Source organism: Klebsiella sp. K5-306, from assembly GCF_051835185.1.
GTDB classification, from domain to species: domain Bacteria; phylum Pseudomonadota; class Gammaproteobacteria; order Enterobacterales; family Enterobacteriaceae; genus Klebsiella; species Klebsiella oxytoca.
The window spans coordinates 20482-40611 of sequence record NZ_JAIFJY010000011.1 but is presented as its reverse complement, the minus strand read 5'-3'; the positions used below and the strand labels follow the sequence as shown (position 1 = coordinate 40611).

The following is a 20130-nucleotide window of genomic DNA, read 5'->3' as shown; positions in this document are numbered from 1 at the left end:
GTAATCTTTGAATAATTAACGAAAAAATCCATCTTCGCCAGCTCAATATATAAAAAAAGCGGGATGCCTCCCGCTTTTTATACTGCTTAGTCGATAGTACGCAGAAGTTCGTTGATTCCGACCTTGCCGCGGGTTTTGGCATCAACTTTCTTCACGATGACCGCGCAGTACAGGCTGTACTTGCCATCTTTCGACGGCAGGTTGCCGGAGACGACAACGGAGCCTGCCGGCACGCGGCCGTAGAACACTTCACCGGTTTCGCGATCGTAAATTTTGGTGCTCTGGCCGAGATAGACGCCCATGGAGATCACGGAACCCTCTTCAACGATCACGCCTTCAACCACTTCAGAACGCGCGCCGATAAAGCAGTTATCTTCGATAATAGTAGGGTTAGCCTGCAGCGGCTCCAGCACGCCGCCGATGCCGACGCCGCCGGACAGGTGAACGTTTTTACCGATCTGCGCGCAGGAGCCGACGGTCGCCCAGGTATCAACCATGGTACCTTCGTCAACGTATGCGCCGATGTTCACATAGGACGGCATCAGAACCGTGTTACGAGCGATAAACGCCCCCTGGCGAACGGCCGCTGGCGGAACGACGCGGAAGCCTTCTTTCTGAAAGCGCGCTTCATCATAATCCGCGAACTTCATTGGGACTTTATCGAAGTAGCGGCTCTCCGCACCATCGATAACCTGGTTATCGTTAATACGGAAAGAGAGCAGAACCGCTTTCTTCAGCCATTGATGGGTGACCCACTGGCCGTCGACTTTTTCAGCGACACGCAGCGCGCCGGAATCAAGCAGAGAAATCACCTGGTTAACCGCTTCGCGGGTTACGGTATCCACGTTTGCCGGCGTGATGTCGGCGCGACGCTCAAAGGCGGACTCAATAACGTTCTGTAATTGCTGCATTGTTTACTCTTTCCATTTACTTAAAAAAATACGTTACCCTTTATCGTTTGGATTGAGGGCCTCTGTCAACCGTTGTTGCACTTCTTGCTGTAGCTCATTATTAAGGGCACGCCGGTCTGCGGTGGCGATTATAAATAAATCTTCTACTCGCTCACCAATTGTCGTAATTCGCGCGCCGTGGAGCGAAATTCCGAGGTCGGCAAACACCTGGCCAACGCGCGCTAACAGACCCGGCTGATCGAGAGCAATCAGTTCCAGAAAAGATTTGCGGTCGGTATGCGTCGGCAGGAAATTAACCTCCGTTGGGACGGAGAAATGCCTCAGTTTTGCCGCCTGACGGCGGGGAGCCGGCGGCTGCCAGCTGCGCTGGGTGATGGTCTGTTCCAGGCCCACGCGGATCATTTCGTGCCTGTCGGCGGAAAGCGGACTTCCGTCCGGCTCAAGAACAATAAAGGTATCCATCGCCATACCGTCGCGGGTAGTAAAGATCTGCGCATCGTGAACGCTAAGATTACGTCGATCCAGCTCGCCGCAAACGGCGGCAAAGAGATAAGGGCGGTCCGGACTCCAGATAAAAATCTCGGTGCCGCCGCGCGAGGCGTGGGAACTGAGCAGGATCATCGGCTTACTGAGATCGTGCTGCAGCAGATTGCGCGCATGCCAGGCGAGCTGGTTTGGCGTATGACGCACGAAGTAGTTCGCGCGGCAGCGGTTCCATATTTGATGCAGCGCCTGTTCATTAATATTTTCCATTCGCAGCAGCGCCAGCGCCTGTAGCTGGTGATGACGCACCCGCTCGCGCATATCCGGCGTATTTTGCATTCCCCGGCGCAGCTGCTTTTCGGTGGCGAAATAGAGCTCGCGCAGCAGGCTTTGCTTCCAGCTATTCCACAGGTTTTCGTTGGTGGCGCAGATATCGGCAACGGTCAGGCAGACCAGATAGTGCAGACGATTCTCCGTCTGTACCTCTTCGGCAAACTGCTTGATCACTTCCGGATCCTGGATATCACGGCGCTGGGCGGTGACCGACATCAGCAGATGATGGCGCACCAGCCAGGCGACCAGCTGGGTTTCGCGAGAGTTAAGACCGTGGAGCTCGGCGAATTTCAACACATCCTGCGCGCCGAGAATTGAATGGTCGCCGCCGCGCCCTTTGGCGATATCGTGGAAGAGGGCGGCGATAAAGATCAGCTCCGGATGCGTCAGGCGCGGCCACAGCTCAACGCACAGCGGGTGACGGCTGCGGATCTCTTCTTTGGCGAAGCTCTCCAGCTTGAGCAGTACGCGGATCGTGTGTTCATCGACGGTATAGGCGTGAAACAGGTCAAACTGCATCTGACCAACAATATGCGACCATTGCGGCATATAGGCCCACAGCACGCTATGGCGGTGCATCGGCAGCAGTCCCCGGCTAACCGCGCCCTGATGGCGCAGCATACTGAGGAACAGGGTCCGCGCTTCGGGAATATAGCAAAGCGGTTGCGTCAGATGGCGCCGGGCGTGGCGCAGATGGCGAAGCGTGGTGGAGTAGATACCGGTGATGCTGCTGTTGCGCACCATCATAAAGAACATGCGCAGAATCGCCTGCGGTTCGCGGATAAACAGCGTGTCGTCGCGCAGATCGATAAGCGTGCCGCGCAGCTGAAAATCATCATCAATCGGCCGCGGTTTCTCATCTTCGGTGAGCGCCAGAATCGCTTCTTCAAACAGCTGGATAAGCATTTGGTTCAGCTCGCTGACCCGACGAGTGACGCGGAAGAAATCCTTCATCATATGTTCGATCGGCTGGTTGCCTTCGCCTTCATAGCGCAGGCGACGGGCGACGCTGAATTGCCTGTCGAACAGCAGGCGATTATCGTAGCGGTTGAGCTCAAGATGAAGCGCAAAACGAATCCGCCACAGCTGATGCAGGCATTCATTAAGCTCGTTGCGCTCGGCTTCTGTCAGGAAGCCGAAACCGACCATTTCATCAAGCGAGGTGGCGCCGAAATGGCGGCGCGCGATCCACTGCAGAGTATGAATATCGCGCAGGCCGCCGGGGCTGCTTTTCACATCCGGCTCCAGGTTATAGCTGGTTCCGTGATAGCGCTGATGGCGGACATTCTGTTCTTCAACTTTTGCCGCAAAGAATTTTTCCGATGGCCAGAAGCCGTCGCTGAAGATGTGTTTTTGCAGTTCAAGGAACAGCGCGACGTCGCCTATAAGCAGACGCGATTCGATCAAGTTGGTGGCGACGCTGAGGTCTGATAGCCCCTCAAGCAGGCACTCTTCGAGGGTGCGCACGCTGTGGCCGACTTCCAGTTTAATATCCCACAGCAGCGTCAGCAGCTCGCCGACCTTCTGGGCCTGCTCATCGGGCAGCTTTTTACGACTCAGGATAAGCAGATCGATATCTGACAGCGGATGGAGTTCGCCGCGACCGTAACCGCCGACGGCGACCAGCGCGATGTCGTTAATTGACCCGAAACCGTACTCAATCCACAGCCGCTGGAGCAGCTGATCGATAAATTCGGTCCGCGCCTCAATCAACTTCTCTGCGACGATGCCCTGGTCAAAAGCCTCGCCCAGCCAGCGCTGGAAAGCGTCGATATGCGTCTTGATAGCCGCGCAGTTGAAATCACTCTGCGGCCAGCGGCCCGGATTAGCGGGCTGTCCGGCCAGGGAAGGGGAGACAGTATCAGATAAAGAGTTGCTCATCGCGCCACCATAAGAAAAAACTATCGCCCATAAAAAATCGCCGGGAGCGATTTTTAACGTCGCTTGCGGCGGCCCTTAGGGTGACGGGCAAGGATGCCCGTCATAAAAAATCGCCGGGAGCGATTTTTAACGTCGCTTGCGGCGGCCCACAGGGTGCTCGTCATAAAAAAGCCGGCTGGCGCCGGCTTTTCATCAATCGTTGTGCGAGATTATCGCCGGGATGGTGTCATCCTTGCGTAACGTCAGTATTTCACAGCCGTTGTCTGTCACCACAATAGTATGCTCATACTGCGCAGACAAGCTCCGGTCTTTGGTTTTTACCGTCCAGCCGTCTTTCATGCTGCGGATCTCTTTTTTGCCGGCGTTGACCATCGGCTCAATGGTAAAGGTCATGCCTGGCTTGAGCACCACGTTGGTTTCCGGAGAATCGTAGTGCAACACCTGCGGCTCTTCATGAAAACCGCGGCCGATACCGTGTCCGCAATACTCGCGCACCACGGAGAAACCTTCGGCTTCAACGTATTTCTGAATAGCTGCGCCGATGGTGCGCAGATTGATTCCCGGTTTGACCATTTTGAGGGCCAGATAGAGGCTTTCCTGGGTAATGCGGCACAGGCGCTCGCCAAGAATAGTCGGCTTGCCGACGATAAACATCTTTGACGTATCGCCGTGGAAATCATCTTTAATGACGGTGACGTCAATGTTGACGATATCGCCATCTTTCAGCAGCTTGCCGTCGTCCGGGATCCCGTGGCACACCACTTCATTAATAGAGATGCAGACAGATTTGGGAAAACCGTGATAGCCCAGGCAGGCAGAAACGGCTTTTTGCTCGTTAACGATGTAATCGTTGCAGATGCGGTCCAGTTCGCCGGTGCTGACGCCCGGTTTCACGTAGGGCTCGATCATTTCCAGCACTTCAGCGGCCAGGCGGCCGGCAACGCGCATTTTTTCGATGTCTTCAGATGTCTTGATAGAAATAGCCATGGATTGTGTCCAGCAGTGTCGATTTTTTCGACAATAATAGATTATGTCTGAGCAATGTTAACAGTCCGGGCGTCCTGCTGCCAAATTGAGAATCATTAACAGCACGCGACGTCAACAACAGTTGGTGTCCGGTCCTGTTTTGTGATATAAAGCGCGCCGGACTTCTGTTCCATTCTCAGATACACAAGATGGACTGAAGCGACAAATCTCACTTTGTGTAACAACACACACGTATCGGCACATATTCCGGGGTGCCCTTTGGGGTCGGTAATATGGGATACGTGGAGGCATAACCCCAACTTTTATCTATAGAGGTTTTAAACATGGCAACTGTTTCCATGCGCGACATGCTCAAGGCTGGTGTTCACTTTGGTCACCAGACCCGTTACTGGAACCCGAAAATGAAGCCTTTCATCTTCGGCGCGCGTAACAAAGTTCACATCATCAACCTTGAGAAAACTGTACCGATGTTCAACGAAGCGCTGGCTGAACTGAACAAGATCTCTTCTCGTAAAGGTAAAATCCTTTTCGTTGGTACTAAGCGCGCTGCAAGCGAAGCGGTAAAAGACGCTGCTAACAGCTGCGACCAGTTCTTCGTGAACCATCGCTGGCTGGGCGGTATGCTGACTAACTGGAAAACCGTTCGTCAGTCTATCAAACGTCTGAAAGACCTGGAAACTCAGTCCCAGGACGGTACTTTCGACAAGCTGACCAAGAAAGAAGCGCTGATGCGCACTCGTGAGCTGGACAAGCTGGAAAACAGCCTGGGCGGTATCAAAGACATGGGCGGCCTGCCGGACGCGTTGTTCGTTATCGACGCTGACCACGAGCACATCGCAATCAAAGAAGCAAACAACCTGGGTATTCCGGTATTTGCTATCGTTGATACTAACTCCGATCCGGACGGCGTTGACTTCGTTATCCCGGGTAACGACGACGCAATCCGTGCAGTTAGCCTGTACCTGAGCGCTGTTGCTGCTACCGTTCGTGAAGGCCGTTCTCAGGATCTGGCTTCTCAGGCGGAAGAAAGCTTCGTAGAAGCTGAATAATAAGGCATACCCTTATTTAGTACCGTGTATAAATAGGGGCCTCTTAGCGGCCCCTTTTTCACTTTCAAATCTGTCTGGTTCCTGGAACCGGGCAGATCACATCTCCCGAGGATTAAAGAATGGCTGAAATTACCGCATCCCTGGTAAAAGAGCTGCGCGAGCGTACTGGCGCAGGCATGATGGATTGCAAAAAAGCGCTGACTGAAGCGAACGGCGACATCGAGCTGGCAATCGAAAACATGCGTAAATCCGGTGCTATTAAAGCAGCGAAAAAAGCAGGCAACGTTGCAGCTGACGGCGTCATCATTACCAAAATCGATGGCACCTACGGCATCATTCTGGAAGTTAACTGCCAGACTGACTTCGTTGCTAAAGATGGTGGCTTCCAGGCATTTGCTAACAAAGTTCTGGATGCTGCAGTTGCTGGCAAAATCACCGACGTTGAAGTTCTGAAAGCACAGTTCGAAGAAGAACGCGTTGCGCTGGTTGCTAAAATCGGTGAGAACATCAACATCCGTCGCGTGTCTTCCCTGGAAGGCGAAGTACTGGGTTCTTACCAGCACGGCGCGCGTATCGGTGTTCTGGTTGCTGCTAAAGGCGCGAGCGAAGAGCTGGTTAAACAGCTGGCTATGCACATCGCTGCAAGCAAGCCTGAATTCGTTAAGCCGGAAGACGTTTCCGCTGAAGTGGTAGAAAAAGAGTACCAGGTTCAGCTGGATATCGCCATGCAGTCTGGCAAGCCGAAAGAAATCGCAGAGAAAATGGTTGAAGGCCGCATGAAGAAATTCACCGGCGAAGTTTCTCTGACCGGTCAGCCGTTCGTTATGGATCCGAGCAAATCTGTTGCTCAACTGCTGAAAGAGCATAACGCTGACGTGACTGGCTTCATCCGCTTTGAAGTGGGCGAAGGCATTGAGAAAGTTGAGACTGACTTTGCAGCAGAAGTTGCTGCGATGTCCAAGCAGTCTTAATTTTCAAAAGGAGCCGCCTGAGGGCGGCTTCTTTTTGCGCCTAATGTGTAAATTCAGCCAACCGCTATAGTGGGCACGCTGAAAAGCGACGTACAATGTCGCCGGAATTAACTCATCTCATTCGTTGACAGTCTCAGGAAAGAAACATGGCTACCAATGCAAAACCCGTCTACAAACGTATTCTGCTTAAGTTAAGTGGCGAAGCTCTGCAAGGCTCAGAAGGCTTCGGTATTGATGCGAGCATACTTGACCGCATGGCTCAGGAAATTAAAGAACTGGTTGAGCTGGGTATTCAGGTTGGCGTAGTGATTGGTGGCGGTAACCTTTTCCGTGGTGCTGGTCTGGCGAAAGCAGGTATGAACCGCGTTGTGGGCGACCACATGGGCATGCTGGCAACGGTCATGAACGGCCTTGCAATGCGTGATGCACTTCATCGCGCCTATGTGAACGCCCGCCTGATGTCAGCGATTCCGCTGAACGGCGTGTGTGATAACTACAGCTGGGCAGAAGCAATTAGCCTGCTGCGTAACAACCGCGTAGTGATTCTTTCCGCGGGTACCGGTAACCCATTCTTTACTACCGATTCCGCTGCCTGCCTGCGCGGTATTGAAATTGAAGCCGATGTGGTGCTGAAAGCGACCAAAGTCGACGGTGTCTTTACCGCCGATCCGGCCAAGGATCCTTCTGCAACCATGTACGATCAGCTGACCTACAGCGAAGTGCTGGATAAAGAGCTGAAAGTGATGGATCTTGCTGCCTTTACCCTGGCCCGCGACCACAAATTGCCGATTCGCGTATTCAATATGAATAAGCCTGGCGCGCTGCGTCGCGTGGTGATGGGCGAAAAAGAAGGCACATTAATTACGGAGTAATTCCCGTCGGCGCCAAATACGGGTAATATTCGGCCTTACTTTTTCGGGTTTTTGACCCGATGGTTTTCAACATGCTCGGTGGACGGAATGCTGCGGCTGATTCCTCAGCCTGAAGGACGCTGAGCATAAACATGACTATACTTAGCTCACTTTTGCAGTGGGCGACCGTCTGGTCTGTCTGAGACAAGTTTTCAAGGATTCGTAACGTGATTAGCGATATCAGAAAAGATGCTGAAGTACGCATGGAGAAATGCGTCGAAGCGTTCAAAACCCAAATCAGCAAAATACGCACGGGTCGTGCTTCTCCCAGCCTGCTGGATGGCATTATCGTGGAATACTACGGCACGCCGACCCCGCTGCGCCAGCTGGCTAGCGTAACGGTAGAAGACTCCCGCACGCTGAAGATCAACGTTTTCGATCGCTCCATGAGCCCGGCCGTTGAAAAAGCGATTATGGCTTCCGACCTCGGTCTGAACCCAAGCTCCGCGGGAAGCGATATCCGCGTTCCGCTGCCGCCGCTGACCGAAGAACGTCGTAAAGATCTGACCAAAATCGTGCGTGGTGAAGCTGAACAGGCGCGCGTTGCCGTACGTAACGTTCGTCGCGATGCCAACGACAAAGTAAAAGCACTGCTGAAAGAGAAAGAGATCAGCGAAGATGACGATCGCCGTTCTCAGGAAGATGTGCAGAAAATGACTGATGCTGCTATCAAAAAAGTCGATGCGGCGCTGGCGGATAAAGAAGCGGAACTGATGCAGTTCTGATTCTCTGCCGACACGCGGGTCTGACTATCGACCTGCGTAAAATCTGAAACGCCGTACAGGAGACCGTACGCTCAATTTTCGGGATTGCGTTCAGACGGCTGGCCTTGTAGCCTTTGGCACCATGTCAAAGGCGCTGCGCCTCCGCTCTGCCATCCGATCATTGATGCACAAGGGTTTGCTGGCGGCGTTTTGCTTTTAATCCTGTCTACCTTTTCTGGACGCCTCATGAAGCAATTAACCGTTCTCGGTTCGACCGGTTCTATCGGCTGCAGCACGCTGGACGTGGTGCGCCATAATCCAGATAGTTTTTCTGTCACTGCGCTGGTCGCCGGGAAAAATGTCGACCGTATGGTTGAACAATGTCTGGAATTCTCCCCTCGTTACGCGGTAATGGATGATGCGCGCAGCGCTGAACTGCTGCGGTCAAAACTGCGCGAGCAGGGTAGCCGGACTGAGGTCATGAGCGGCCAGCAGGCTGCCGCGGAAGTGGCAGCGCTCGACGACGTTGACCAGGTCATGGCGGCGATTGTCGGCGCAGCGGGCCTGGTACCGACGCTTTCAGCTATTCGCGCGAGTAAAACGGTGTTGCTGGCGAACAAAGAGTCGCTGGTGACCTGCGGCCGTCTGTTTATGGAGGCCGTGCAGAGATACGGAGCGCGTTTGTTACCGGTAGATAGCGAGCACAATGCGATTTTTCAGAGTATGCCGGAAACAGTTCAACAGGATCTGGGGTACGCTGATTTAACCCAAAACGGCGTGTCGTCGATTCTGCTAACGGGCTCCGGTGGTCCTTTCCGCGAAACGGCGATTTCGGAACTGGCGGTGATGACCCCCGATCGGGCATGTAAGCATCCAAACTGGTCCATGGGGCGCAAGATTTCTGTCGACTCCGCCACCATGATGAACAAGGGGCTGGAGTATATCGAAGCCCGCTGGTTGTTTAATGCATCTGCGCAGCAGATGGAAGTTCTGATTCATCCGCAATCGGTGATTCATTCGATGGTGCGCTATCAGGATGGGAGCGTGCTGGCGCAGCTCGGCGAGCCGGATATGCGGACGCCGATTGCCCATACGATGGGCTGGCCAAAGCGTCTCAACTCAGGAGCAAAACCGTTGGATTTTTGTCAACTGAGCAACCTGAGCTTCTCCGCGCCGGACTATGCGCGTTATCCCTGCCTGAAGCTGGCAATGGACGCGTTTGATGTGGGGCAGGCGGCGACAACCGCGCTGAATGCGGCAAACGAAGTCTCGGTCGCGGCATTCCTCAACGGTGATATTCGCTTTACCGATATTGCGGCAATCAATCAGTCGGTCTTGGATCAACAGACGCTAAATGAACCGCAAAGTATTGATGAAGTACTGGCTATTGACGCTATGGCCCGAGCAAGCGCAGGTCGGCTGCTAGCGGCGCAGCGCAAATTCTGATACTCGTTGTGATATTTGTGGGCGCATGGCTTCGGTGATATAGTCTGCGCCATCCGATCGTTGCATTTTGGTGTGAAAGATTACGGTGGCCGTGGCAAGACACGGCTTTTTTGCGTAAAGCTTTTGGTTGTTCTCTGCGATTGGCCGTAGCTCCGGCACCGGATAAAAATGCGTATCCAGCGCTGACCGGTGGCCCGTGTTTAGTAGCTTAGCTAATCCTTATTATGGACTTAAAACGCGTTATGTTGTCTGCTAATCAAACTGTCAGCGAAATGTTGCCTGCGCATGGCTGTCGTCATGTCGCCATTATTATGGACGGCAACGGTCGCTGGGCTAAACGGCAAGGAAAAATCCGCGCCTTTGGCCATAAAGCCGGCGCGAAGTCTGTTCGTCGCGCCGTCTCATTCGCGGCTAATAATGGTATTGAAGCGTTGACGTTATACGCGTTCAGCAGTGAAAACTGGAATCGCCCGGCGCAGGAAGTCAGCGCGCTGATGGAGCTGTTTGTCTGGGCACTGGATAGCGAAGTAAAAAGTCTGCACAGGCACAATGTGCGCCTGCGTATCATCGGCGAGACCACGCGATTCAATGCGCGTTTACAGGAACGTATTCGCAAAGCGGAAGCGCTTACTGAGAACAACACCGGTTTGACTCTGAACATTGCCGCCAATTACGGCGGCCGCTGGGATATCGTTCAGGGCGTTCGTCATCTGGCCAAACAGGTACAAGACGGGTTACTCCAGCCCGAACAAATCACGGAAGAGATGCTGAGCCAGCAGGTGTGCATGCATGAACTGGCTCCCGTAGATTTAGTTATTAGGACCGGGGGAGAGCACCGCATTAGTAACTTTTTGATTTGGCAAATTGCCTATGCCGAACTTTACTTTACGGATGTTCTTTGGCCCGATTTCGCTGAACAGGACTTTGAAGGTGCACTCCATGCCTTTGTTAATCGAGAGCGTCGTTTCGGCGGCACTGAGCCGGGTGGCAGCAATGCCTGATGGGGGTCACTTTTGCTGAAGTATCGCCTGATTTCTGCTTTCGTCTTAATCCCCGTCGTTATTGCGGCGCTTTTTCTATTGCCGCCTGCGGGCTTTGCCATCGTCACGCTGGTAGTCTGTATGCTCGCCGCGTGGGAGTGGGGGCAATTTAGCGGTTTCACTTCAACGACGCAGCGAGTCTGGCTGTCGGTGCTTTGCGGTCTGCTGCTGGCGCTGATGCTATTCCTGATGCCGGAATACCATTATGACGTTCATCAACCGCTGGTTGAGGGAGCGCTGTGGGCATCATTCGGCTGGTGGATAGTCGCGCTGCTTCTGGTTCTGACTTACCCCGCTTCTGCGGCCTTCTGGCGCAATTCAAAAACGCTCCGTCTGATATTCGGCATCCTGACCATTGTCCCGTTTTTTTGGGGCATGCTGGCGCTGCGAGCGTGGCATTACGCCGACGATCATTACAGCGGTGCGCTGTGGTTACTTTACGTGATGATTCTGGTCTGGGGCGCTGATTCCGGCGCCTATATGTTCGGGAAAATGTTCGGTAAGCATAAGCTGGCGCCGAAGGTTTCTCCGGGTAAAACCTGGCAGGGTTTTTTCGGCGGGCTGTTAACGGCTGCGGTTATCTCCTGGGCTTACGGCTGGTGGGCCCATCTGGACGTGACGCCGACGGTCCTGCTGGTGTGTTCGGTTGTGGCGGCCCTGGCCTCGGTACTGGGCGATCTGACCGAAAGCATGTTTAAACGCGAAGCTGGCATCAAAGATAGCGGAAATCTGATTCCCGGACACGGCGGTATCCTCGATCGTATCGATAGCCTGACGGCTGCGGTACCTGTGTTTGCTTGTCTACTCTTGTTGGTTTTCAGGACGATTTGACGGAAGGTTTTATGCTGAGCGTTCTCTGGAATTTGGCTGCTTTTATTATTGCGTTGGGCGTGCTGATCACCGTCCATGAATTTGGCCATTTCTGGGTAGCTCGCCGCTGCGGTATCCGCGTTGAGCGTTTTTCTATTGGCTTTGGCAAAGCGCTGTGGCGCCGTTTTGATAAGCAGGGAACGGAATTTATTATCGCCCTTATCCCATTGGGCGGTTATGTCAAAATGCTCGATGAGCGCGTTGAGCCGGTGGCGCCCGAGATGCGCCACTGCGCGTTCAACAACAAAACCGTGGGTCAGCGTGCCGCGGTAATTGCCGCAGGGCCGATTGCCAACTTCCTTTTTGCCATTTTTGCCTGGTGGCTGGTCTTTATCATCGGTGTTCCCGGCGTGCGACCAGTCGTTGCCGATATCGCTCCTGACTCTATTGCCGCGCAAGCACAAATTGCAAAAGGAATGGAACTTAAAGCGATAGATGGCATCGAAACGCCTGATTGGGATGCAGTACGTATGGCGCTGGTGGCAAAGATTGGCGATCGGCAAACAATAGTTACCGTCGCCCCTTTCGGGACCAATCAACGCCAGGATAAAATCCTCGATCTGCAGCGTTGGGCGTTTGAGCCGGATAAACAAGATCCGGTTGCTTCGTTAGGCATTCAGCCCCGCAGCGCGCAGATTGATACCGTTCTGGCTGAAGTACAATCTAACTCGGCGGCGCAGAAGGCGGGTTTGCAAGCGGGCGACAGGATCGTTAAAGTCGATGGTCAACCGTTAACGCAGTGGATGACGTTTGTTAATCTGGTGCGTGATAATCCGGGTAAGGCGTTAGTTCTGGACATCGAGCGGCAGGGTAGCCCCCTGTCGGTAACCTTGACGCCGGATACGAAGTCTACCAAAGGTAAAGCTGAGGGGTTTGCAGGGGTCGTACCTAAGGTCATCCCGCTGCCTGATGAATATAAGACAGTGCGTCAGTACGGGCCGTTTGCCGCCATCGCTGAAGCCACGGATAAAACCTGGCAGCTGATGTCGTTAACGGTCAAGATGCTGGGCAAATTGATAACCGGTGATGTCAAACTGAACAACCTCAGCGGGCCGATTTCTATCGCCCAGGGGGCTGGGATGTCAGCGGAGTTTGGGCTGATTTATTATCTGATGTTTCTTGCGCTCATCAGCGTGAACCTCGGAATAATCAACCTGTTCCCGCTTCCCGTTCTTGACGGGGGACATCTGCTGTTTTTGGCGATTGAAAAGCTGAAAGGCGGACCGGTATCCGAGCGAGTTCAAGACTTTAGTTATCGCATTGGCTCAATATTGCTGGTGCTGTTAATGGGGCTTGCACTTTTCAATGATTTCTCTCGGTTGTAAGAGAGTTTGTTAGGAAGAACGCATAATAACGATGGCGATGAAAAAGTTGCTCATAGCGTCGCTGCTGTTTAGCAGCGCAACCGTATACGGTGCTGACGGGTTCGTGGTGAAGGACATTCATTTCGAAGGCCTTCAGCGTGTCGCTGTTGGTGCGGCCCTCCTCAGTATGCCAGTGCGTCCTGGCGATACCGTAACCGATGATGATATCAGTAATACCATCCGTGCCCTGTTTGCCACCGGCAACTTTGAGGACGTTCGCGTTCTGCGCGATGGTGATACCCTGCTGGTGCAGGTGAAAGAGCGTCCAACGATTGCCAGCATCACTTTCTCCGGCAACAAGTCGGTTAAAGATGACATGCTCAAGCAAAACCTTGAGGCATCCGGCGTACGCGTAGGGGAATCTCTCGATCGCACCACGCTTGCTGATATCGAAAAGGGGCTGGAGGATTTCTACTATAGCGTCGGTAAGTATAGCGCCAGCGTTAAAGCTGTCGTGACGCCGCTGCCGCGTAACCGTGTCGACCTGAAACTGGTATTCCAGGAAGGCGTCTCAGCGAAAATCCAGCAGATCAATATCGTCGGCAATCATGCATTCAGCACCGATGAACTGATTTCTACCTTCCAGCTGCGCGATGAAGTGCCGTGGTGGAACGTGGTCGGCGATCGCAAATATCAGAAACAGAAGCTGGCGGGAGATCTCGAAACGCTGCGCAGCTACTATCTGGATCGCGGCTATGCTCGTTTCAACATTGACTCCACGCAGGTTAGCCTGACGCCGGATAAAAAAGGGATCTACATCACCATCAACATTACCGAAGGCGATCAGTACAAGCTTTCTGGCGTGCAGGTGACGGGAGACCTGGCAGGGCATTCGGCAGAAATCGAAGCGCTGACTAAAGTTGAACCGGGTGAGCTGTATAACGGCACCAAAGTGACCAAAATGGAGAATGACATTAAGAAACTCCTCGGTCGCTACGGTTACGCCTATCCGCGCGTTCAGTCCCAGCCGGAAATCAACGATAGTGATAAGACCGTGAAGCTGCACGTAAACGTCGATGCGGGTAACCGCTACTACGTGCGTAAAATTCGCTTCGAAGGCAACGATACCTCGAAAGATGCCGTTCTGCGTCGCGAAATGCGTCAGATGGAAGGTGCCTGGCTGGGCAGCGACCTGGTCGACCAGGGGAAAGATCGTCTGAATCGTCTGGGCTACTTTGAAACGGTTGATACCGATACGCAGCGCGTGCCGGGCAGCCCGGATCAGGTTGACGTGGTCTATAAAGTTAAAGAACGCAATACCGGTAGCTTTAACTTTGGCGTGGGTTACGGTACGGAAAGCGGCGTAAGCTTCCAGGCCGGCGTTCAGCAGGATAACTGGCTCGGTACCGGCTATTCTGTGGGAATTAACGGCACCAAAAACGATTACCAGACCTATACTGAACTGTCGGTGACGAACCCGTACTTTACCGTGGATGGCGTCAGCCTCGGCGGTCGTGTTTTCTATAACGACTTCGATGCTAACGATGCGGATCTGTCTGACTATACCAACAAGAGCTATGGTACAGATATTACGCTGGGCTTCCCGGTCAACGAGTACAATTCGCTGCGCGCGGGTCTCGGCTATGTGCATAACAAGCTGTCCAATATGCAGCCTCAGGTTGCTATGTGGCGTTATCTGAACTCAATGGGCCAAACGCCGAATGATACGAACGACCGAAACTCGTTCAGCGCTGACGACTTCACCTTCAACTACGGCTGGACGTATAACAAGCTCGACCGGGGCTTCTTCCCGACCGAAGGTTCACGCGTCAACCTGAACGGTAAAGTGACGATTCCGGGTTCGGATAACGAATACTACAAAGCGACGCTGGATACCGCGACCTATGTACCGATCGACGACGATCATAAGTGGGTGGTATTAGGTCGAACCAGATGGGGTTATGGTGACGGTATTGGTAGTAAAGAAATGCCGTTCTATGAGAACTTCTATGCCGGTGGTTCAAGTACCGTGCGTGGCTTCCAGTCCAACACTATCGGTCCGAAGGCTGTTTATAAACCAGCCAGCAGCCGCCATGATGGTGATGATGGATACGATAACGAATGCGATTCTAACTCCGCAGGTCTATGTAAGTCTGATGATGCGGTGGGCGGTAACGCCATGGCGGTGGCCAGCCTTGAGCTGATTACTCCAACGCCGTTTATCAGCGATAAATATGCGAATTCGGTCCGTACTTCCTTCTTCTGGGATATGGGCACCGTGTGGGATACAAACTGGCAGAATACGGCGGATACGAGAGCCGCTGGTGTTCCTGACTATAGCGATCCGAACAACATTCGTATGTCTGCGGGTATCGCAGTGCAGTGGATGTCGCCGTTAGGACCGTTGGTATTCTCCTACGCTCAGCCGTTTAAAAAGTACGATGGAGACAAAGCTGAACAGTTCCAGTTTAACATCGGTAAAACATGGTAATTGTGTTGGCTACAATGGAATGTAAGTGCAGTTGCAGTATAGCGCTGACTATTGGCGATAACTGAGGTTATCGCCTGGCCACGCAAATAACGGTACCCCTGGGTACTCATGGGATGGTAAGGAGTTAATTGTGAAAAAGTGGTTATTAGCTGCAGGTCTGGGTTTAGCAATGGTAACTTCCGCTCAGGCGGCAGATAAGATTGCAATGGTTAACATGAACAGCCTGTTCCAGCAGGTTGCCCAGAAAACAGGCGTTTCTAACACGCTGGAAAACGAGTTTAAAGGCCGCGCGAGCGAGCTGCAGCGTATGGAAGGCGACCTGCAGTCTAAAATGCAGCGTCTGCAGTCCATGAAAGCGGGCTCTGACCGTACCAAACTGGAAAAAGACGTGATGGCTCAGCGCCAGACTTTCTCCCAGAAAGCGCAGTCTTTTGAACAGGATCGTGCACGTCGTTCTAACGAAGAGCGCGGCAAGCTGGTGACTCGTATCCAGAGCGCTGTGCAGAGCGTCGCTAAAGATCAGAGCATCGATCTGGTTGTTGACTCTAATGCCGTTGCATACAACAGCAGCGATGTAAAAGACATCACCGCTGATGTGCTGAAACAGGTTAAATAAGTAATGCCTTCAATTCGACTGGCTGATTTAGCCCAGCAGTTGGATGCAGAATTACACGGTGATGGCGATATCGTCATCACCGGCGTTGCGTCCATGCAGTCCGCGAAAGCGGGCCATATTACTTTCATGGTAAATCCTAAGTACCGTGAACACCTGGCCGCTTGCCAGGCATCTGCCGTCGTGATGACGCAGGATGATTTGCCTTTTGCCCACAGCGCCGCGCTGGTAGTGCGTAATCCCTACCTGACCTACGCGCGCATGGCTCAAATTCTTGATACCACGCCGCAGCCGGCGCAGGATATCGCGCCGAGCGCGGTCATCGATGCCACGGCGAAGCTGGGTACTCACGTAGCGATTGGCCCGAATGCCGTTATCGAGTCGGGTGTTATCCTCGGTGATAACGTGGTTATCGGCGCCGGTTGCTTCGTTGGGAAAAATACGAAAATAGGTGCCGGCTCGCGTTTATGGGCCAACGTCACCGTTTACCACGACATTGAGATCGGCGAGAATTGCCTGATTCAGTCCAGCACGGTGATTGGCGCAGATGGCTTCGGCTACGCGAACGATCGCGGCAACTGGGTTAAGATCCCGCAGCTGGGTCGCGTCATTATCGGCGATCGCGTGGAGATAGGCGCTTGTACGACCATCGATCGCGGTGCGCTGGACGACACCGTCATTGGTAACGGCGTGATTATTGATAACCAGTGTCAGATTGCGCACAACGTGGTAATTGGCGACAACACCGCAGTTGCTGGTGGCGTGATTATGGCGGGCAGCCTCAAGATTGGCCGCTACTGCATGATCGGCGGAGCCAGCGTGATCAACGGCCACATGGAAATCTGCGATAAAGTCACCGTCACGGGTATGGGGATGGTTATGCGACCGATCACCGAGCCAGGCGTTTACTCTTCAGGTATCCCGCTGCAGCCGAATAAGGTCTGGCGCAAGACCGCTGCGCTGGTACTGAATATTGATGATATGAGCAAGCGTCTCAAAGCCATTGAGCGCAAGGTTAATCAACAAGATTAGTGCTTCTCCAGCCACATTTAAATTTTCGGCCTGTTGCATTCATGAGATTGCCGCAGGCCGTGTTATTATTGCCTTTTAGTATATTTAGACAGGAAGAGTATTTTGACTACTGACACTCATACTCTGCACATTGAAGAGATTCTGGAACTGCTGCCTCACCGTTACCCGTTCCTGCTGGTCGATCGCGTGCTGGATTTTGAAGAAGGTCGTTTTCTACGCGCAGTAAAAAATGTTTCTGTAAATGAGCCGTTTTTCCAGGGGCACTTCCCTGGTAAGCCGATTTTACCGGGCGTACTGATTCTGGAAGCGATGGCCCAGGCTACCGGCATTCTGGCATTCAAAAGCGTTGGAAAACTGGAACCGGGCGAGCTGTATTATTTTGCCGGGATTGACGAAGCGCGTTTCAAACGTCCGGTCGTGCCTGGCGATCAGATGATTATGGAAGTCACTTTTGAGAAAACCCGTCGCGGCCTGACTCGTTTCAAAGGCGTTGCGACGGTGGACGGGAAAGTGGTTTGCGAAGCAACGATGATGTGTGCCCGTAGCCGGGAGGCCTGATACGTGATTGATAAAACCGCCTTTATTCATCCTACCGCCATTGTAGAAGAAGGCGCCGTTATTGGCGCTAACGTCCACATTGGCCCGTTTTGTATTGTTGGCGCTAACGTCGAAATCGGCGAAGGCACCGTACTGAAATCTCACGTTGTCATCAACGGTCATACCAAAATTGGCCGCGACAACGAGATCTATCAGTTCGCTTCCATCGGTGAAGTTAACCAGGATCTGAAATATGCTGGCGAACCGACCCGCGTGGAAATTGGCGATCGCAACCGCATCCGCGAAAGCGTCACCATTCATCGTGGCACAGTACAGGGCGGTGGATTAACGAAGGTGGGCAGCGATAACCTGCTGATGATCAACGCCCACGTGGCGCATGATTGTACGCTTGGCGACCGCTGTATTCTGGCTAATAACGCCACCCTCGCAGGTCATGTTTCGCTGGATGATTTTGTTATCATCGGCGGCATGACTGCCGTGCATCAGTTCTGCATTATTGGCGCGCACGTGATGGTGGGCGGCTGCTCCGGCGTAGCGCAAGACGTTCCGCCGTTCGTTATTGCTCAGGGCAACCACGCAACGCCGTTTGGCGTTAACATCGAAGGGTTGAAGCGTCGCGGCTTCAGCCGTGAGGCGATCACTGCGATTCGTAACGCCTATAAGCTACTGTACCGCAGCGGTAAAACGCTGGATGAAGCGAAAGCCGAGATCGCCGAACTGGCGACACAGTATCCTGAAGTGCAGACATTTACCGACTTCTTTGCTCGCTCCACGCGCGGCCTGATTCGTTAATGGCTGAATCACGTCCCCTGACGATTGCCCTGGTCGCCGGAGAAACCTCCGGCGATATTCTTGGTGCCGGTCTTATTCGCGCGCTCAAAGCCCGTATGCCTGATGCTCGTTTTGTAGGCGTTGCCGGGCCGTTAATGCAGGCGGAAGGCTGCGAGGCCTGGTACGAGATGGAAGAGCTGGCGGTGATGGGCATTGTTGAAGTGCTGGGACGCCTGCGTCGACTGCTGCACATTCGCGCCGATCTCACCCGACGTTTTACCGAGCTTAAACCAGACGTGTTCGTCGGTATTGATGCGCCTGACTTCAATATCACCCTCGAAGGTAATCTGAAGAAGCAGGGTATCAAAACGATCCATTACGTCAGCCCATCGGTTTGGGCATGGCGGCAAAAACGCGTTTTCAAAATTGGCAGATCCACCGATCTGGTTCTGGCATTCCTGCCTTTCGAAAAAGCGTTTTATGACAAATTTAACGTTCCCTGCCGGTTTATCGGCCACACGATGGCGGATGCGATGCCGCTGGACCCGGACAAAGACGCGGCGCGCGACCGTTTGGGGATCGCGCGTGACGTACACTGCCTGGCGCTGCTGCCGGGTAGCCGTGGGGCAGAAGTCGAGATGCTCAGCGCCGACTTCCTGAAAACGGCGCAAATCCTGCGAGAATATTATCCCGATCTGGAAGTGGTCGTTCCGCTGGTCAACGCGAAGCGGCGGGAACAGTTTGAGCGTATCAAGGCGGAAACGGCGCCGGAGCTGGCCGTTCATCTACTGGATGGGCGGGCTCGCGATGCAATGATCGCCAGCGATGCTGCGCTGCTGGCCTCCGGCACGGCTGCACTGGAGTGTATGCTGGCTAAGTGCCCGATGGTAGTTGGTTATCGGATGAAGCCCTTTACCTTCTGGCTGGCGAAACGGCTGGTGAAGACCGACTACGTGTCGTTACCGAACTTACTGGCCGGGCGTGAACTGGTTAAAGAGCTGCTGCAGGATGAATGCCGACCGCAGGCGCTGGCGGAGGCGCTGAAGCCGCTGCTGGCCGACGGTAAAACCAGCCACGATATGCATGAAACCTTCCGCGCGCTGCATCAGCAGATCCGCTGCAACGCTGATGAGCAGGCGGCGGATGCAGTTCTGGAGTTAGCAAAATGATGGAATTCGTGTATCCGCATACCCATCTGGTTGCGGGAGTCGATGAAGTCGGACGCGGTCCGCTGGTTGGCGCGGTGGTGACGGCTGCGGTGATACTCGATCCGGCCAGACCGATTGTGGGTCTTAATGACTCGAAAAAGCTCAGCGAAAAACGGCGCCTGGCGCTATTTGATGAGATCAAAGAAAAAGCGCTGTGCTGGAGCCTGGGTCGGGCGGAGCCGCATGAAATCGATGAACTGAATATTTTACACGCGACCATGCTGGCCATGCAGCGCGCCGTCGCGGGTTTGCGCGTCTCCCCGGAATTTGTTCTTATTGATGGTAACCGCTGTCCGCCGCTGCCCGTACCTTCGCTGGCGGTTGTCAAAGGCGATAGCCGGGTGGCGGAAATCAGCGCCGCGTCGATTCTGGCGAAAGTCACGCGCGATGCGGAAATGGCCGCGCTGGATCGGCAATTTCCACAGTACGGCTTTGCACAACATAAAGGTTATCCCACCGCTTTTCATCTGCAAAAGCTGCTGGAACATGGCGTTATCGAGCAATACCGGCGCAGTTTTGGCCCGGTGAAACGCGCGCTGGGCCTGGCGTCCTGAACTGACACGCAAG

18 protein-coding genes are annotated in these 20130 nt (G+C 53.7%); 15 read left to right on the top strand and 3 right to left on the bottom strand.

The window, feature by feature from the left end; genetic code table 11:
* Positions 1-86: 86 nt before the first annotated feature.
* The 3 genes from dapD to map all read right to left on the bottom strand — a co-directional run bounded on the left by dapD (position 87) and on the right by map (position 4595).
* Entirely contained in the window at positions 87-911 is an 825-nt protein-coding gene (dapD, locus tag K2184_RS17355) for a 2,3,4,5-tetrahydropyridine-2,6-dicarboxylate N-succinyltransferase (RefSeq protein WP_004107948.1), read from the bottom strand.
* Between the two features lie 33 nt (positions 912-944).
* The gene (gene glnD, locus K2184_RS17350) at positions 945-3608 is read right to left on the bottom strand and encodes a bifunctional uridylyltransferase/uridylyl-removing protein GlnD (protein ID WP_017144947.1); all 2664 of its coding nucleotides are present in this window, start codon (positions 3606-3608) and stop codon (positions 945-947) included.
* A gap of 192 nt (positions 3609-3800) precedes the next feature.
* Positions 3801-4595, bottom strand: a complete 795-nt coding sequence (map, locus tag K2184_RS17345) for a type I methionyl aminopeptidase (protein ID WP_004107944.1) — start codon at positions 4593-4595, stop codon at positions 3801-3803.
* A 323-nt stretch (positions 4596-4918) separates the two neighbouring features.
* Between map and rpsB the strand changes: the two genes are divergently transcribed.
* The 15 genes from rpsB (at position 4919) to rnhB (ending at position 20117) form a co-directional block, all read left to right on the top strand.
* Positions 4919-5644 (top strand): 30S ribosomal protein S2, encoded by a 726-nt coding sequence (gene rpsB, locus K2184_RS17340; protein ID WP_003856207.1) that lies wholly within the window; start codon positions 4919-4921, stop codon positions 5642-5644.
* Between the two features lie 119 nt (positions 5645-5763).
* Entirely contained in the window at positions 5764-6615 is an 852-nt protein-coding gene (gene tsf, locus K2184_RS17335) for a translation elongation factor Ts (RefSeq protein WP_004098746.1), read from the top strand.
* Between the two features lie 146 nt (positions 6616-6761).
* A complete protein-coding gene (gene pyrH, locus K2184_RS17330) occupies positions 6762-7487 on the top strand; it encodes a UMP kinase (RefSeq protein WP_004098747.1) in 726 nt (241 codons plus the stop codon).
* A 206-nt stretch (positions 7488-7693) separates the two neighbouring features.
* A complete protein-coding gene (gene frr, locus K2184_RS17325; protein ID WP_004107940.1) occupies positions 7694-8251 on the top strand; it encodes a ribosome recycling factor in 558 nt (185 codons plus the stop codon).
* Positions 8252-8476: 225 nt separating this feature from the next.
* The gene (gene ispC / locus K2184_RS17320; protein WP_004107937.1) at positions 8477-9676 is read left to right on the top strand and encodes a 1-deoxy-D-xylulose-5-phosphate reductoisomerase; all 1200 of its coding nucleotides are present in this window, start codon (positions 8477-8479) and stop codon (positions 9674-9676) included.
* A 242-nt stretch (positions 9677-9918) separates the two neighbouring features.
* Positions 9919-10677: a (2E,6E)-farnesyl-diphosphate-specific ditrans,polycis-undecaprenyl-diphosphate synthase gene (ispU, locus tag K2184_RS17315; protein ID WP_004107935.1), complete on the top strand. Its 759-nt coding sequence runs from the start codon at positions 9919-9921 to the stop codon at positions 10675-10677.
* 12 nt (positions 10678-10689) lie between these two features.
* Positions 10690-11547 carry a phosphatidate cytidylyltransferase gene (cdsA, locus tag K2184_RS17310; RefSeq protein ID WP_004107933.1) on the top strand — a complete coding sequence of 286 codons (858 nt, stop codon included), beginning with the start codon at positions 10690-10692 and terminating at the stop codon, positions 11545-11547.
* An 11-nt stretch (positions 11548-11558) separates the two neighbouring features.
* Positions 11559-12911, top strand: a complete 1353-nt coding sequence (rseP, locus tag K2184_RS17305; protein WP_004107932.1) for a sigma E protease regulator RseP — start codon at positions 11559-11561, stop codon at positions 12909-12911.
* Positions 12912-12942: 31 nt separating this feature from the next.
* On the top strand, positions 12943-15381 hold the full coding sequence (gene bamA / locus K2184_RS17300) for an outer membrane protein assembly factor BamA (RefSeq protein WP_004107929.1): 2439 nt from the start codon (positions 12943-12945) through the stop codon (positions 15379-15381).
* 130 nt (positions 15382-15511) lie between these two features.
* Complete coding sequence (gene skp, locus K2184_RS17295; protein WP_004098757.1) at positions 15512-15997, top strand: molecular chaperone Skp; 486 nt, start codon at positions 15512-15514, stop codon at positions 15995-15997.
* Positions 15998-16000: 3 nt separating this feature from the next.
* The gene (gene lpxD, locus K2184_RS17290) at positions 16001-17026 is read left to right on the top strand and encodes a UDP-3-O-(3-hydroxymyristoyl)glucosamine N-acyltransferase (RefSeq protein WP_004107927.1); all 1026 of its coding nucleotides are present in this window, start codon (positions 16001-16003) and stop codon (positions 17024-17026) included.
* Positions 17027-17128: 102 nt separating this feature from the next.
* Entirely contained in the window at positions 17129-17584 is a 456-nt protein-coding gene (gene fabZ, locus K2184_RS17285; protein WP_004098761.1) for a 3-hydroxyacyl-ACP dehydratase FabZ, read from the top strand.
* 3 nt (positions 17585-17587) lie between these two features.
* Complete coding sequence (gene lpxA / locus K2184_RS17280) at positions 17588-18376, top strand: acyl-ACP--UDP-N-acetylglucosamine O-acyltransferase (protein ID WP_004110721.1); 789 nt, start codon at positions 17588-17590, stop codon at positions 18374-18376.
* Entirely contained in the window at positions 18376-19524 is a 1149-nt protein-coding gene (gene lpxB / locus K2184_RS17275; RefSeq protein ID WP_004107922.1) for a lipid-A-disaccharide synthase, read from the top strand. The genes lpxA and lpxB overlap by 1 nt, the downstream gene beginning before the upstream one ends.
* Positions 19521-20117, top strand: a complete 597-nt coding sequence (gene rnhB, locus K2184_RS17270; protein ID WP_004107914.1) for a ribonuclease HII — start codon at positions 19521-19523, stop codon at positions 20115-20117. The genes lpxB and rnhB overlap by 4 nt, the downstream gene beginning before the upstream one ends.
* Positions 20118-20130 lie beyond the last annotated feature (13 nt).